Raw genomic sequence first — 13727 nt, forward strand, 5'->3', positions numbered from 1 at the left:
CCGGGCACACCTCGCATGATCGAGACGACGCCGTCGTGGGCGGTGACGTAGAAGTTGCTGCGGATGATCTCGCGGCCGACGGCCAGTCCGGCCAGGACGACCAGTACGACGAGGGCGGCGGCGATGAACATTCGCCGCCGCGACTTGGGCGGTCGCGGCGGTTCCTCCGGTTCCGGTAGCGCGCGCTTGGCTTCATTGCGTCGCGGGTTGAACGCCGACGCGCGACCGGCCGCGGTGTTGGGCGGCGGCTGGTCGTCGTCACCGGATACCGCACCGGCGATGATCGGTTGGGTCTGGCCGTAGTCGTAGGCATTGTTGTCGATGACGTCGGCCACCACGACGGTGACGTTGTCGGGCCCGCCGCCGCGTAGCGCCAATTCGATGAGCCGGTCGGCACTTTCGGCGACATCGGGGATCTGCAGCGCCTCGAGGATGGTCTCCTGGCTGACCGGGTCGGACAGGCCGTCAGAGCACAACAGATAGCGGTCGCCTGCGCGCGCCTCGCGCATGATGAGGGTGGGTTCGACCTCGTGGCCGGTCAGTGCGCGCATGATCAACGACCGCTGCGGATGGCTGTGGGCCTCCTCGGCAGTGATGCGGCCCTCGTCGACGAGCGTCTGGACGAACGTGTCGTCCTTGGTGATCTGGGTCAGCTCACCGTCGCGCAGCATGTAGCCGCGTGAGTCGCCGATGTGCACCAAACCAAGTCGATTGCCCGCGAACAGGATTGCGGTCAACGTGGTGCCCATGCCCTCGAGCTCGGGGTCGGCTTCCACGTGGGCGGCGATGGCGGAGTTGCCCTCACGCACCGCGGCGTCGAGCTTGCTCAGCAGGTCGCCGCCGGGTTCGTCGTCGTCGAGGTGGGCCAGCGCGGCGATCACCAGTTGAGAGGCCACCTCACCCGCGGCGTGCCCACCCATACCGTCGGCCAGCGCGAGCAGGCGGGCACCGGCGTACACCGAGTCCTCGTTGTTCGCCCTGACCAGGCCGCGGTCGCTGCGCGCGGCGTATCGAAGCACCAGGGTCACGGGCGCAGCTCGATTACCGTCTTGCCGATCCGAACCGGCGTGCCTATCGGAACGCGTACCGCCGTCGTCACCTTCGCCCTGTCGAGGTATGTGCCGTTGGTCGATCCTAGGTCCTCGACGTACCATTCCGAACCTCGAGGCGACAGCCTCGCGTGGCGCGTCGAGGCGTAGTCGTCGGTGAGGACCAGCGTCGAGTCGTCGGCCCGCCCGATCAGCACCGGCTGACTGCCGAGCGTGATGCGGGTGCCGGCCAGCGCACCCTCGATGACCACCAGATGCCGGGCCACGTTACGGCGCGCACGATTGGGCAGCAGCGAAGAGCGCAGCGGCAACCCGCGACGGACCATGACGGCACCGGTCGGGGCGTAGAGATCCGTCCGCAGGATCCTCAGCACCGACCAGATGAACAGCCATAGCAGCAACAGGAATCCGACGCGCGTCAGTTGCAGTACCAACCCCTGCATCTGACGTCCTCTCCGTCTCCATCCCGTTGCACCGCCTCGGCAACGCGGCCAGCCTCGGCACCGTCACGATACTTGGACGGTTACCGACATGAGGGGGAAGCGACAGCTTCTCCGCCCCGCCAGGCGCTCAGTGCACGCGGACGATGATCTCGGAGTGGCCCAGCCGGATCACGTCGCCGTCGGCGAGCTGCCACTCCTGGACGGGGGCGTTGTTGACGGTGGTCCCGTTGGTGGAATTCAGGTCGGACAGCAGCGCGACCTGGCCATCCCACCGGATCTCCAGATGTCGCCGGGACACCCCGGTGTCGGGCAGCCGGAACTGGGCGTCCTGGCCGCGGCCGATCACGTTGGTGCCCTCGCGCAGCTGATAGGTGCGACCACTGCCGTCGTCGAGCTGCAGCGTGACGGTCGCGCCGCTCGTGCCGTAGTCGGCCTGGCCGTAGCCACCGCCGTAGCCGGCCGGCTGACCGTAGTCGTAGCCGCCGCCCGCGGGCTCGGAGTAGCCCGGTTCGGCGTATCCGCCGGCGGGGGCGTCACCGTAGCGGCCGTAGTCCGGCGGGGCGCCGTAACCCTGGTCCGGGCGCCCGTACGGTTGGCCTCCGTAACCGCCCTGGTCGGGATAGCCACCCTGATCCGGGTAGCCGCCCTGATCCGGATAGGCGGGCCGGGGCTCGGGACGGCCCTCGGGACGGCCCTCTGGATGGCCGTAGCCGCCCTCCTCGTGACGGCCGGGGGCCGGGGGACGCCCGTAGTCGTAATCGGGTGCGCCGTAGCCGGGCTGCCCGCCCGGAGGGGGACCGTAGCCGCCCGGGGCCTGGCGGTAACCCTGGTCGGGATAGCCGCCCTGTGGGGGCGGGCCGTAGCCGGCCGGGGGGCGCTGCTCGTATGACGGTGGCGGGTAACCCTGGTCGGGGTAGCCGCCTTGATCCGGGTAACCACCTTGGTCGGGATAGCCACCCTGATCCGGATAACCGCCCTGGTCGGGGTAGCCGCCCTGGCGCGGGGCGTAGGGGTCGCCCTGCGGCGGGTAGCCGCCCTGCTCGTGCGGGGGATACGGTCCGCGGTCGTCGGGGCGGCCGTAGCGGTCGTCTTGCGGACGGTCCTGCGGACGGTCGTAATACTCGTCGCCGGGCCTTCCCGGCCCCTGGCCGCCGCGGTAGGTCGGGTTGTCGCTCATCGGTGGTACTCCTGATTCTGCGCTGGACGCACGTACATGGGGTGGTGGTGCGGATTGGCCAGTGGTCGTGTCGGGATTGACCGCTCCACGCGCGCGAAACTGTCCGGTGTGCAGGGTGGGTGATTGTTCGAACCTGACGACCACATCACCATACGTTTGCCACCCCTGCTCACGGATGTATCCCTCCAAGTGCTTGGCAAAAGTCGCTGACGTGAGGTCTGGGTCGGCGCTCACCTTCTGATAGTCAGGCACACTGAGGGTAATGACGTAGTCGTTCGGTGCCAAAACCTGGCCGCCCAGCACTTCGCGCCCACCGGTGTCGGCCTCCCGCCGAAGCATCGCCTCGACCTCCTGCGGGACGATCGAACCGCCGAACACCCGAGCGAAGGCATCACCGACCGTCGACTCGAGCTTGCGCTCGAAGCGGTCGACTAGACCCATGTCACCGCCCGCCTCACTCGGTCGTCGTCCGCCGGCCCTGCCCACCGCGACGGGAGCCAGCGTGTCGGCTGGCCACATTGTTCATGTGCATGGTATCGGCCGAGCGCCGGACAGCGGGACCAACAGAACTCTGAGAATCGCATCGCCGCAGTTCAGCGGCCCGGATCACGATCGGCCGAACGTAGCCGGGGGCCAGCCGGTACGGTTGGGGAGCCGGGTGTTGTGCGTGATAGGCTCCCCCGGTTGTTGGGGCGAGTGGCGGAATGGCAGACGCGCTGGCTTCAGGTGCCAGTGTCCTTCGGGACGTGGGGGTTCAAGTCCCCCTTCGCCCACAAACAGCGGTTATGGAATCGCAGCCATGAAGGTCACGAACTCGAAAGAGATCGTGGCCTCCAGTGCTCTGGTGGGGCGGGGTGTTTTGGCGGGGCAAGGTGTTCCGGTGGGGCACGCGTTGTAGCGGTTTGAGGCTGATCACGCACCGGTTGTCGGGGCATCGAGGTCGGCTTGGCGAAGCCGGCAGTCCGATTTCGCGGACAGGATCGTGTTGGCTTTGGTGCCGAACTCGAGTTCTATACCGTCGGCGCCGCCGAACACGACGTCGCGATCGCCCGGATTGTCGACAAGGGTGGTCATGTCGGATGCGCCGAGGCGCGCTGCCCCATCCTTGACGATCGCGAGCGCGGGTGCCCACTTGTCATCGGGCACCGGCCCCGCGAACACGATGTAGACATACACCTGGACGGCCGACGTCTTGGCGTAGGCGCCGCCGCAGCCACGCCAACTGTCTTCCTTGATCTGCCACGTCAGGCCCGGCACGAGCGCGCCGACACGATCGGCCATGTCGCGCAGCGCCGTTCGGTACTGCGCTTGGGCGGCTTCGAACGTTGGCTTGGAACGAAGCGCGGCTTCTGGATCGCTGGTAGGTGACGTGCTCATACCACCGTCTTCCTGGCCGGCCTCCGACTGCTTGCCGCAGCCAACCGCGATGAATAGTCCGATAAGGGTCAGCGCGATGATTCGCACGACGCGTTTCGCCACCTTCAGCCTCCCGGTGTCACTCGCGGCAGGGGTACCTGGCCGCCCTGTGGGATCAGAGGGACCGCGGGCGGTGGTGGCGCGAACACCAGCTGGCTGTCCGGCAGCCCGGCCACCACCGCCGCCAGGTTGTAGCCGGACATCCGCAGGCCGCCGGCATCGTCGGCCCGGGGATAGTCGGCGTGGCTCTGCACCCCTTCACGAAAGACGCCGCCGGCGTCGAAGCCCGCCTGTGACGACAGCTCTGCGAACATTCCGGCGTAGGGGTCGGCACCCCACCCGTGCAGCGGCGCCGTCGGCGCGACGAACGTGGTGATCGGATCGTCGGGCGCTCGCATCACATAGGCGTTGTCGGCGCCGAGGCCGAGTTGATCGGGACTGGTGAGTCCCAGCCCGGGTGAGCCGTAAAAGACGACATCGTCCACCGGGTGCAAGCCTTGCGCGTGCAGGTCCTGCAGGGCCAGAGACGACGTCAGCGAGCCGTAGGAGTGGCCGAGCAGCGTCACGTGTGCATCCGGATTGCTTGCCCGGACCTCTTGTAGATACGAGGACAATCCGGCCGCACCCGCATGGGCTTGGTTGTCGGTCACTGTGGTCCAGAGGTCGGCCGGGCTCATGGTGTTGAGGGGGTTGGGAGGTGCGTCGGAGCCCAGCCAAGCGATTGCCGTGACCGAGCCGGGCGCCCCCACTCGGTCGAGCTGGCGTTGGGCTGTGTCGCGCAGATTGCTTGCCTCGGTGACCATGTCGGGCAGGCTGCCGGTTGTGGTGCCGACGCCGGGCGCGGACACCGACACGTGCCTGGCCGTGTCCGGATTACCGACCGCGACGGCCGCCAGCACCGGCTTGCCCGTGCCCGTTCGCGGGTCGAACATCGTCAAATAGGTTTCGGGCGCCTTGCCGAGCGCGTAGTGCACGGCGTCCAGTTCACCGAGATACCTCTTGGCGTCGGTCAGCTCCTTGCCGAGAGTCTCCAGCTCGCTCATGGTGGCGGGACTGTGGTCACCGGTCGTGTAGGCCGCCGCAGCGAACTGGTCGTAGCGGCTCTGCATTTGATCGACATGGGCTCGGGCACTCACTCGTTCAGCGTTGAGGCGCCGCTCGTTGCCGTCACTGCTGACTTGGGTCGGTGTGAGACCCTCCGGCCCCACCGATGGCCCGGCCTCGTGGCGAATCGGCTCGGCACCGGTGGCCATTTTGATCGCGCGGGCCAGTTCGTCGTCGACGTGGCGGGCCTCGGCCAGGATCGCCGTGAGCTCCGTTTGGAGCTGCTCGGTCTTGAGCAAGATCTCCATCGGGTTGTCGCCGGCGTTGGGCCCCGGTACGACTGCGTTCGTCAAGGGGTCGATCTCCATGCCGAGCCGCGAGGCTTCAGCGCGCAGATTGGCCAACCGATGCTTGACCGACTCGATGCCACCGGCGGCCTGGTCGGCCGCCCGGGCGACCGCCAACGCTTCGTTGCCGTGGGCGTCGAGATCCTTCCGCAGTCGTTCGTTCGCGTTCTTCGCCGCTTCGGCAGCGTCACCGCCCCACGTCCCGAAGGCGGGCAGCGTGGCGATGCCGTCACGCGCCTCGAAGGTGGCCTCCGCCCGAGTGCGCGCAGCGTTGAACACTTCGCGGACATCGCCCGCGTCCCAGCGATCAACGTCGGCGACCGAAACCGTCACGACAGCTGACCGTGAGAGTCCGCGGTCAAGGGCGCCATCTGATCGCGACCCGGGCCATATTCGACACAGACTCTCCTCACGCGTCGAACAAACACCAGCGAACCGAGGTTACCGCGCCGGCGAGCGCGCCATGTGCGAGCAATCGGTGCAGATCGTCGGCGCACGACGCCGACCGGAGGGGGAGTCGAGGGCCGATCAGAAGGACTTCGGTGGCTCGTCTCATTTGTATGACGTCCCGCCTCGGCACCGGCACGCCTGAATCCCCGACCGACCCGGCGCGGGTACTTTTCACAGACATGCGGAACGCGATCCTTGCGCTCATCTCTGTCGTCGCCCTGCTTGCCACGGCGTGCACATCGACCGTCGAGGGATCCGCGGTGAGGGCAGCCGGGGGGCCTGCGCTGGATTTCGACCGGTTGGACCCGGGCCGGTTTGCCACGGCACCGCGGGATCCGCTGGGCGTCGCAGGCGACGCCATGCTCGGCGTCGTGCTCGAGGGCCAGCGACTGGCCAACCACGTCATCGGCCCGTGGGAGGTCGACGACGCGCTGACGGAATGGTTCGGCCTGGGCGCGATGGTGCTGCCCCGCGCCGAGGCGCTGGCCATGATCGGCCCGATGCACGTCGCCGCGGCGGCGGCCCGGCACGACTTCGTCACCGGCTTCGCCACGACCCGTACCGAGAAGAACAAGCAGATACTGCTCAACGCGGTGCTGCGCTTCGCCGACGATCGCGCTGCGCAGGCCGCGGCCGACGATATGGGCGACGCGGTATCGCAGCCGCGGGGCACCGACGGGCCGTCACCGAAACTGGAGATCCCCGGCCATCCCGAGGCGCGCGCGAGCAGTCACACCGGCACCGATCGCAACATCGGGAAATTCGGTGCGGTGCGGTCGTTCACCGCGCACGGACCCTACGTGTTGATGCAGCTAGCCCAGGTGACCGCCGGCATCGACGCCGCCGCCCGGCTGGTGACCGAGAGCCTCGACCTGCAGGCGCCGCAGATCGACAAGTTCCGCGCCACCGATCCCAGCGAGCTGGCCGACATCTCGATCGATCCGACCGGCCTGTTGGCCCGCACGCTCCCGCTCGACGGCCGCGACCCGACGTTCACCAAGGGCGGGACCTACGAACGGCGGGGCGCGCTGCACTTCCAATCCGACCCGGTGCGCTCGGCCAAGCTCTTCTCGGACACCGGCGTCGACCTGGTCGCGATGGCGGGGACCACCGTCTACGAAACCGAGGACGGCGCGGGCGCCCAAGGCGTGGTCGAGGAGTTCGCCGAGGAGGTGTCGGCGACGGCCAAACCGGCCAACCCGGTTCCGGACATGCCCGGCAGCCGCTGCCTGCGGACGAACGAGGGCGCCTTCTACTGCCTGGCCACCGCCGACCGGTACACGATCGAGACCAGTGCACCGACTCTGCTTGCGGCCCAACAGATGACGTCCGCGCAGTACATCATGCTGATGAGCTAGCCAGCCTGAACCCCATCCCGGTGGCGGTCGCCGCCCCCGCGACCTGACAAGATCGGGCCGTGGGCAAGAACGAACGCGCGAAGATCGTCATGTCCGGCGACGAGATCGCCGAATTCATCGAACGCAGTCGCACCGCCACCATGGCCACGGTGCTGCCCGACGGGCGGCCCCACCTGGTCGCGATGTGGTACGCCGTGCTCGACGGCGAGATCTGGTTCGAGACGAAGGCCAAGTCGCAGAAGGCGGTCAACCTGCGGCGCAACCCGACGGTCACGGTGATGATCGAGGACGGCGACACCTACGACACGCTTCGCGGCGTGTCCATCGACGGCAGGGCCGAGATCGTCGACGATCCGGAAACGGTTCTGCGCGTGGGTATCAGCGTCTGGGAGCGCTACACCGGACCGTACTCCGACGACATGCGCCCGTTCGTCGACCAGATGATGAACAACCGCATCTGTGTACGGGTGGTGCCGCTGCGCACCCGCAGTTGGGACCATCGCAAGCTCGGTATGCCGGCGATGCCGCTGGGCGGCAGCACGGCGCAGTACCTAGGTTGAGCCCATGGACCCGAACAACAAGCCCAAGCAGCTGAACTCGCCCGTCGTCGACAGGCTCATGAAGTACGCCGGCAAGGCCCACGTGTGGGTGTACCGCCGCACCGGGGGCAAGATCGGCGCGAACTGGCGCGTGGGCGCGGGGTTCAAGAAGCCCGTGCCGACCCTGCTGCTCGAGCACACCGGGCGTAAGTCCGGCCGACGGCTGGTGTCGCCGCTGGTGTTCATCCATGACGGCGACGACGTCATCGTGGTGGCCTCGAAGGGCGGCAGCGACACCGATCCGCAGTGGTACCGCAACCTGGTTGCCAACCCCGAGGCCTATGTCGAGATCGGTTCGGACCGCCGGCCCGTCCGCGCCGTGACCGCGTCGCCCGAGCAAAAGGCGCGGTTGTGGCCGAAGCTTGTGGAGGCCTACGCCGACTTCGACACCTACCAATCCTGGGCCGACCGCGAGATTCCGGTGGTCATCCTGCAGCCGCGCTGAACGACACGCCGACTGCGATCCATCTCACACCCCGAAGGCGTTCGGCTCCCCCCGCGCACCGGGTAGCCAACTGGACAGGTGCACCCCAGCGCCGACCCAAACCGTCAACGCTTAAGGGGCGAAAATCTATGACTACCACGAAGAGCACACTGATCGCGCAGTTGCGCACGATTCTTGACCTCACGCATACCGAGATCCAGGTCGCCGAGACCCGGATCGCGCAGGCCCGCACCGAGGCGGTGCGTCGCGAGCTGACGCAGAACGCCGAGAACGGTCGGATCCGCGCCGAGGCGATCGAGAAGGCGATCCGCGATCTGGGTGGCTTCCCGGACACGATCGGTCCGTTCCTGGGCCGCGCCGCCGCCGCGGTGAAGGCGCTCACCGAGCAGGCGCAGCCGTTCGATGAGGCGCTGCTGGGCGACCTGGCGCTCGAGGATCAGCTGCTCGACCGCGCCCGCTACGTCAAGGCGCTCGCGGTCGCTGCCAAGGAACCGGCTGTGCAGGATCTCGCCGATCGCCTGATCACCGCGCATTCGGCGACGGTGAACTGGCTGACCACGGTGCTGGCCGAGGATGCACTCGGCGGCCCGGCCGCGCTGCAGCGCACCCCGCTGCAGGCCGCTGCGGGTACCGCGGTGAAGCTGGTCAACCTGCCGGGGCAGTGGTCGGCGCAGTCGGTCGAGCGGCTCGCGGAGCTGCTGCGGTCGGCCGGACCGGCCGTCGATGACCTGCGCGAGCGCGCCCAGCGCGCCAGCGAGATCACCCTCAAGGCGCTCGGGGCGTCGCGCGACGGTGCCCTGCGCAGCGCGGAGAAGGTTGTCCGCCGCGAAGGTGCCGACGACGCGGCCGATGCGCTGCACAAGGCGCGCGCCCAGAGCGGTGTCGTGGACGCCGACGAGCTGCCGATCGCCGGGTACGACGACCTCAACCTCAGCGACGCGGTGGCTGCGGTGAAGGATCTCGACGATCCGTCCGACATCCGCACGATCATCGCCTACGAGGAGATGCACAAGAACCGCCAGCGGCTGGTGTCGGCAGCGCAGACGCGCCTGGCCGATATCGCTCAGGAGGTCGTTGGCATCAGCTGACCTTTTGGATGGCACCGGAAACACCCCGCGGGAGACCGCGGGGTGTTTCTCATTGGCGGACTACATGCGCGGCGGGGTGAAGCCGGGGTTCGCCAGCGCGTTGGCCACGCCGCTGCCGATCGGCCCGAACTCATCGACGATGGTCGCGGTGCCGGTGGCCACTCCGGCGTCGCTGAAGTGCGTCAGCGCGGCCAGCCCGAGATAGGGCCCCTTCGGTAGGCGGGACAACGTCAGGGTGTAGTCGGCGTTGATCCACTGCAGGCCGCTGGGCCCGAAATGTGTCAACGAGCTGACCATGTCGCCGGCCATCGCGGCGCGGGTGAACGGCGTGAGGTCCACGCCCGCGACCAGCGGGCGAAAGTCGCGGACCCACAGGTGTTTCGGGCCCGAGTGCTGCCAGTTCGCCAAGCCCTCGCCGGGTCCGGGTTCGCGCTCGTCCCGCCCGTAGGTCCACACCAGCGTCGACAGTTCGCGGGGGACGGGATCCGGTGTGGGCGGCGGCGCAGGCATGCTGACCGGTGACGTCCAGACGTCGTCGGCGGGCTGCTCTCCGCGGCGAAGGAACAGTGCTGTCGCCCGGGCGACGGTCGTGTCGCCTTGCGTCATCAGCGCATCGACCAGCTTGAGGCGGCGGCCCTGCCGGACGACGGCGGTCTGGACCCGGACCGCTGCCAGCGCGGCGGGGCGAAACAGGTCGACGGTCAGGCGGGCCGGCTGGAAGTCCGGGTCGCCGGCATCGCGTTCGAGCACGTGCCCGAGCAGACCGCCGGCGTAGTTGCCGCTGATCGTCTGTCCCCACGGGCCCTGCGCCATCGGCGCGGGCACGAACGCATCACCATCCGGGGTGAAGAACGCGGCCGCCATCGCGAAGACGATAGCGGGCGGGCTGTTAGCGGTTCTCGAGCCACTGCTCGACGTCGTCGGAAACCGGATCGACGACGTCGGAGAACTCGTCGTGCTTCTCGACGTAGGACGCCACCATCTTGCAGACGGGCACGATCCGCAGCCCGTCGTCGCGGGTCTTCTGCAGCGCCTCGCCGATCAGGATGGTCGCCAGGCCGCGGCCCTCGAAATCGCTGTCGACCTCGGTGTGGGTGAAGACTCGCTGACCGTCTCGGTCGGCGAACTCGGCGATTCCGACGCTCTTGCCGTCGACGGAGATGGTGTAGCGGTCGGCTTCGGCGGTGACCTCGGTGGGCGCGCCGGTCTTGTCGGTCGTCATGGTCTCTCTATACCCCCGGGTTCCGCCGGGGACGCAATGTCGCGTTCGGCAGCGGGGGAGCGGGTAGCCGCGTCACCGCGCCGCGGTAGCCCTGCACGGCGCCGAACCGCTCGTCGCCGTCCTCCCACTGCCTGCGGTAGGCCGCGATGTCGTCGTGGCTGCGGCCGACGAAGTTCCACCACATGACCAGTTCTTCGGGAAACGGCGGCCCGCCGAGCAACACCAGCCGCGCGGGCGCGCTGCCGCGGTTGGCCAGATGCAAACTCTCGGCCCCGGCCGCCTGGAACGCCAGATCGGCGACCTCGAGCGCGGTGCCGTTGACGGCGACGTCGCCGTGATCGAGCAGTACTCCGTGCTCGAATGCCGAGTCGACCTCCAGCGCCACCTCCGCCCCGGGGTCGAGGTCGACCTGTGCGCCGAGTAGCGGTGTGAACGTGTCGACGGGGGAGAGCAGGGCTTCGAGCTCGCCGACGAACACCCTTACCGTCGCGTCGCCGACTGCGCGCGGCGCAGGGACGAAGTGTTCAAAGCCGCGCGCGGTGTCGCGCGCCTCGTCAGGCAGAGCCACCCACAGCTGCACGCCGTGCAGGATCGTGGTGGCACCGGTCGACACCTCTGAGTGGCAGATTCCCGCTCCGGCCGTCATCAGGTTGAGCTCGCCGGGCCGCACCAGCGCGTGAACGCCGCCGCTGTCGCGGTGTTCGACCTCGCCGCTGAACAACCAGCTGACCGTCTGCAGCCCGGTGTGCGGATGAGGCGGCACATCCATTCCCGTCCCGCCGCGCACGTCGTGCGGACCGTAGTGGTCGGCGAAGCACCACGCGCCGATCAGCGATCGCTCCCGCTGCGGCAGCGTGCGCCGCACCCGGATCGCCCGCGGCCCACCCAGCGGCACCTCGCGTGGATGCAGCACACCCGCGAACGGGACTGCCGCACAGGTGACTTCGGCCGGCGCCGGTTCGGTGTTGCTCATCACCTCACAGTCGGTCTAACGGAGGCCCGTCATCGCCGAACGGATCACCTCCAGGTCGGCGTCGCCGATCTTGAACAACCCGAAGCGAAACTTGTACCCCCACCGCGACTTGTCCTCGATGAAGTCCAAGTGCTCGATGAGCGGCCGGATCGGGGTCTCCGCGCAATCGAGGAAGTCGACGTTGCGCCGCCACCGTTCGGCCTCCGGTGACGCGTCGAGGTAGGGCTCGTCGTCGGCGATCTGTCCGATCGCGGTGAACGCCTGCAGCGGCGGGCCGTCAGGGTAGACGGTGCGCGGGGAGTAGAAGACGACCCAATCGCCGCGCGCCATCCTGCGCAGCATCGTCGGTTTGCCGTGATTCGCCTGTGTGAAGCGGCCGCGGACGCCGAGCTCGACGTGGTCCCGGCTCACTGTGTTGATCCAGTTCGTCATACCGGCACGCTAAGTGCGCCGGCCGACAGTTCCCGGTGCTGCGGGAAGCGCCTGTGGATAACTCGGGTCGACGGCGCGTGATTAGCATCGGACGCCGTGGGTGACGAGTCGGTGCGCGACGACCACGCCGAGCTATTGCGGCGCCGCGAACTCACCGAGGACGCGGCCCGGCCGGATGCCGTCGCCAGGCGACACGAGGCGAATGCCAGGACCGCTCGGGAGAACATCGCCGACCTCGTCGACGAGGGCTCGTTCGTGGAGTACGGGCGGTTCGCGATCGCGGCGCAGCGTCGCCGGCGCGATCTCGATGACCTGATCGCGCGCACCCCCGCCGACGGGCTGGTCGCCGGGACGGCGCGGATCAACGGCGATCTGTTCGGTCCCGAGCGCAGCGCGTGCGCGGTGCTGTCCTACGACTACACGGTGTTGGCCGGCACGCAGGGTGCGCTGGGGCACCGCAAGAAGGACCGGTTGTTCGAGTTGATCGAGCGGATGCGGCTGCCGACGGTGTTCTTCGCCGAGGGCGGCGGCGGTCGCCCGGGCGACACCGACTATCCGGCGGTGTCCTCGCTCGATGCGCGTGCGTTCAAGCTGTGGGCGGCGCTGTCGGGCGTGGTCCCGCGCATCGCCGTCGTCCATGGCCGCTGCTTCGCGGGCAACGCCGTGATCGCCGGATGTTCGGACCTCATCGTGGCGACGCAGAACACGTCGATCGGTATGGGCGGGCCCGCAATGATCGCCGGCGGCGGGCTCGGTGAGGTGCCGCCCGACGAGGTGGGACCGATCAGCGTGCAGTCCCCCAACGGTGTGGTCGACGTCGTCGTGGCCGACGAGGCGGAGGCGGTCGCGGTGACGAAGCGGCTGCTCGGCTACTTCCAAGGTCCGACCGAACCGGGTCAGGTCGCGGACCAAACACGTTTGTGCACAATCGTTCCCGAGCGCGCCCGCCGCGCCTACCAGGTGGCCCCGATCATCGAGATGCTGACCGATGAGGGCACGGTGACGTTCCTGCGCACGAAGTTCGCGCCGGAGATGGTGACGGCACTGGGCCGCATCCACGGCCGCGCGGTCGGGATCATCGCGAACAACACGATGGTGATGGCCGGTGCGATCACGGCCGCCGCCGCCGACAAGGCGGCCCGTTTCCTGCAGCTGTGCGACGCGTTCGGGCTGCCCGTGCTTTCCCTGGTCGACTGCCCGGGCTACATGGTGGGTCCGGCGGCCGAGTCCGAGGCGCTGGTGCGGCGCGCGTCGCGGATGCTGGTGGCCGGTGCGGCGCTCGAGGTGCCGCTGATCGCGGTGATCCTGCGGCGGGGTTACGGATTGGGCGCACAGGCCATGACCGGCGGCAGCCTGCACGAGCCGGCGTTGACGGTGGCGTGGCCGGGGGCGCACCTGGGTCCGATGGGACTGGAGGGCGCTGTCCGGCTGGGCATGCGCAAGGAACTGGAGGCGATCGCCGACGCGGAGGAGCGCGAGGAACGGGTGCGGCAGGCGACGGCGGCCGCGCAGGAGAATGCCAAGGCGCTCAACGCCGCTGCGCTGTTCGAAATCGACGATGTGATCGACCCGGCTGAAACCCGCGACGTCGTGATCAATGCGTTGACCGCGGCCACGGCGCACGCGCCCCGCGGTCAGGGCCGACGGTTCGTCGACACCTGGTAGGGCAGAAAGGGGACGGTGC

The 13727-nt window shown here is 68.7% G+C and carries 14 protein-coding genes and 1 tRNA gene; 6 read left to right on the top strand and 9 right to left on the bottom strand.

Annotation, left to right across the window (positions count from 1 at the left end; all coding sequences use genetic code 11):
- The 3 genes from AU198_RS12815 to AU198_RS12825 form a co-directional block, all read right to left on the bottom strand.
- Positions 1-1028, bottom strand: a 1028-nt coding sequence (locus tag AU198_RS12815) for a PP2C family protein-serine/threonine phosphatase (protein ID WP_064348525.1), incomplete at its 3' end; no start/stop codon positions are given.
- Positions 1025-1492 carry an FHA domain-containing protein FhaB/FipA gene (locus AU198_RS12820; protein WP_064348526.1) on the bottom strand — a complete coding sequence of 156 codons (468 nt, stop codon included), beginning with the start codon at positions 1490-1492 and terminating at the stop codon, positions 1025-1027. The genes AU198_RS12820 and AU198_RS12815, both read right to left, overlap by 4 nt.
- 127 nt (positions 1493-1619) lie before the next feature.
- Positions 1620-3110 (bottom strand): FhaA domain-containing protein, encoded by a 1491-nt coding sequence (locus AU198_RS12825; RefSeq protein ID WP_064348596.1) that lies wholly within the window; start codon positions 3108-3110, stop codon positions 1620-1622.
- A gap of 249 nt (positions 3111-3359) precedes the next feature.
- Between AU198_RS12825 and AU198_RS12830 the strand changes: the two genes are divergently transcribed.
- A tRNA-Leu gene (locus AU198_RS12830) sits at positions 3360-3442 on the top strand.
- A 139-nt stretch (positions 3443-3581) separates the two neighbouring features.
- On the opposite strand, the gene AU198_RS12835 is transcribed toward AU198_RS12830, so the two are convergent.
- Both AU198_RS12835 and AU198_RS26425 read right to left on the bottom strand, forming a co-directional pair.
- Positions 3582-4148, bottom strand: a complete 567-nt coding sequence (locus AU198_RS12835; protein ID WP_064348527.1) for an LppA family lipoprotein — start codon at positions 4146-4148, stop codon at positions 3582-3584.
- Positions 4149-4150: 2 nt separating this feature from the next.
- A complete protein-coding gene (locus tag AU198_RS26425) occupies positions 4151-5809 on the bottom strand; it encodes an alpha/beta hydrolase (RefSeq protein ID WP_064348528.1) in 1659 nt (552 codons plus the stop codon).
- A gap of 296 nt (positions 5810-6105) precedes the next feature.
- Here AU198_RS26425 and AU198_RS12845 point away from each other — a divergent pair, with 296 nt between their 5' ends.
- The 4 genes from AU198_RS12845 to AU198_RS12860 all read left to right on the top strand — a co-directional run bounded on the left by AU198_RS12845 (position 6106) and on the right by AU198_RS12860 (position 9416).
- Positions 6106-7284: a DUF7373 family lipoprotein gene (locus AU198_RS12845; RefSeq protein WP_064348597.1), complete on the top strand. Its 1179-nt coding sequence runs from the start codon at positions 6106-6108 to the stop codon at positions 7282-7284.
- Between the two features lie 59 nt (positions 7285-7343).
- Positions 7344-7844, top strand: a complete 501-nt coding sequence (locus AU198_RS12850; RefSeq protein WP_064348529.1) for a pyridoxamine 5'-phosphate oxidase family protein — start codon at positions 7344-7346, stop codon at positions 7842-7844.
- Between the two features lie 4 nt (positions 7845-7848).
- The gene (locus tag AU198_RS12855) at positions 7849-8328 is read left to right on the top strand and encodes a nitroreductase family deazaflavin-dependent oxidoreductase (protein WP_064348530.1); all 480 of its coding nucleotides are present in this window, start codon (positions 7849-7851) and stop codon (positions 8326-8328) included.
- A 128-nt stretch (positions 8329-8456) separates the two neighbouring features.
- A complete protein-coding gene (locus AU198_RS12860; protein WP_064348531.1) occupies positions 8457-9416 on the top strand; it encodes a coiled-coil domain-containing protein in 960 nt (319 codons plus the stop codon).
- A 60-nt stretch (positions 9417-9476) separates the two neighbouring features.
- Here the strand turns inward: AU198_RS12860 and AU198_RS12865 are convergent, their stop codons facing one another.
- From AU198_RS12865 to AU198_RS12880, 4 genes are read right to left on the bottom strand one after another with little or no spacing between them, the layout of a single operon-like run.
- The gene (locus AU198_RS12865) at positions 9477-10280 is read right to left on the bottom strand and encodes an acyl-CoA thioesterase domain-containing protein (RefSeq protein WP_064348532.1); all 804 of its coding nucleotides are present in this window, start codon (positions 10278-10280) and stop codon (positions 9477-9479) included.
- A 25-nt stretch (positions 10281-10305) separates the two neighbouring features.
- Positions 10306-10638 (bottom strand): GNAT family N-acetyltransferase, encoded by a 333-nt coding sequence (locus tag AU198_RS12870; RefSeq protein ID WP_064348533.1) that lies wholly within the window; start codon positions 10636-10638, stop codon positions 10306-10308.
- A gap of 7 nt (positions 10639-10645) precedes the next feature.
- Positions 10646-11611, bottom strand: a complete 966-nt coding sequence (locus tag AU198_RS12875) for a pirin family protein (protein WP_064348534.1) — start codon at positions 11609-11611, stop codon at positions 10646-10648.
- Between the two features lie 15 nt (positions 11612-11626).
- The gene (locus AU198_RS12880) at positions 11627-12043 is read right to left on the bottom strand and encodes an EVE domain-containing protein (protein WP_064348535.1); all 417 of its coding nucleotides are present in this window, start codon (positions 12041-12043) and stop codon (positions 11627-11629) included.
- Positions 12044-12139: 96 nt separating this feature from the next.
- Here AU198_RS12880 and AU198_RS12885 point away from each other — a divergent pair, with 96 nt between their 5' ends.
- Positions 12140-13708 (top strand): acyl-CoA carboxylase subunit beta, encoded by a 1569-nt coding sequence (locus AU198_RS12885; RefSeq protein ID WP_064348536.1) that lies wholly within the window; start codon positions 12140-12142, stop codon positions 13706-13708.
- Positions 13709-13727 lie beyond the last annotated feature (19 nt).

The sequence above is a fragment of the Mycobacterium sp. GA-1199 genome, from assembly GCF_001500045.1.
In the GTDB taxonomy this organism is placed as follows: Bacteria; Actinomycetota; Actinomycetes; order Mycobacteriales; family Mycobacteriaceae; genus Mycobacterium.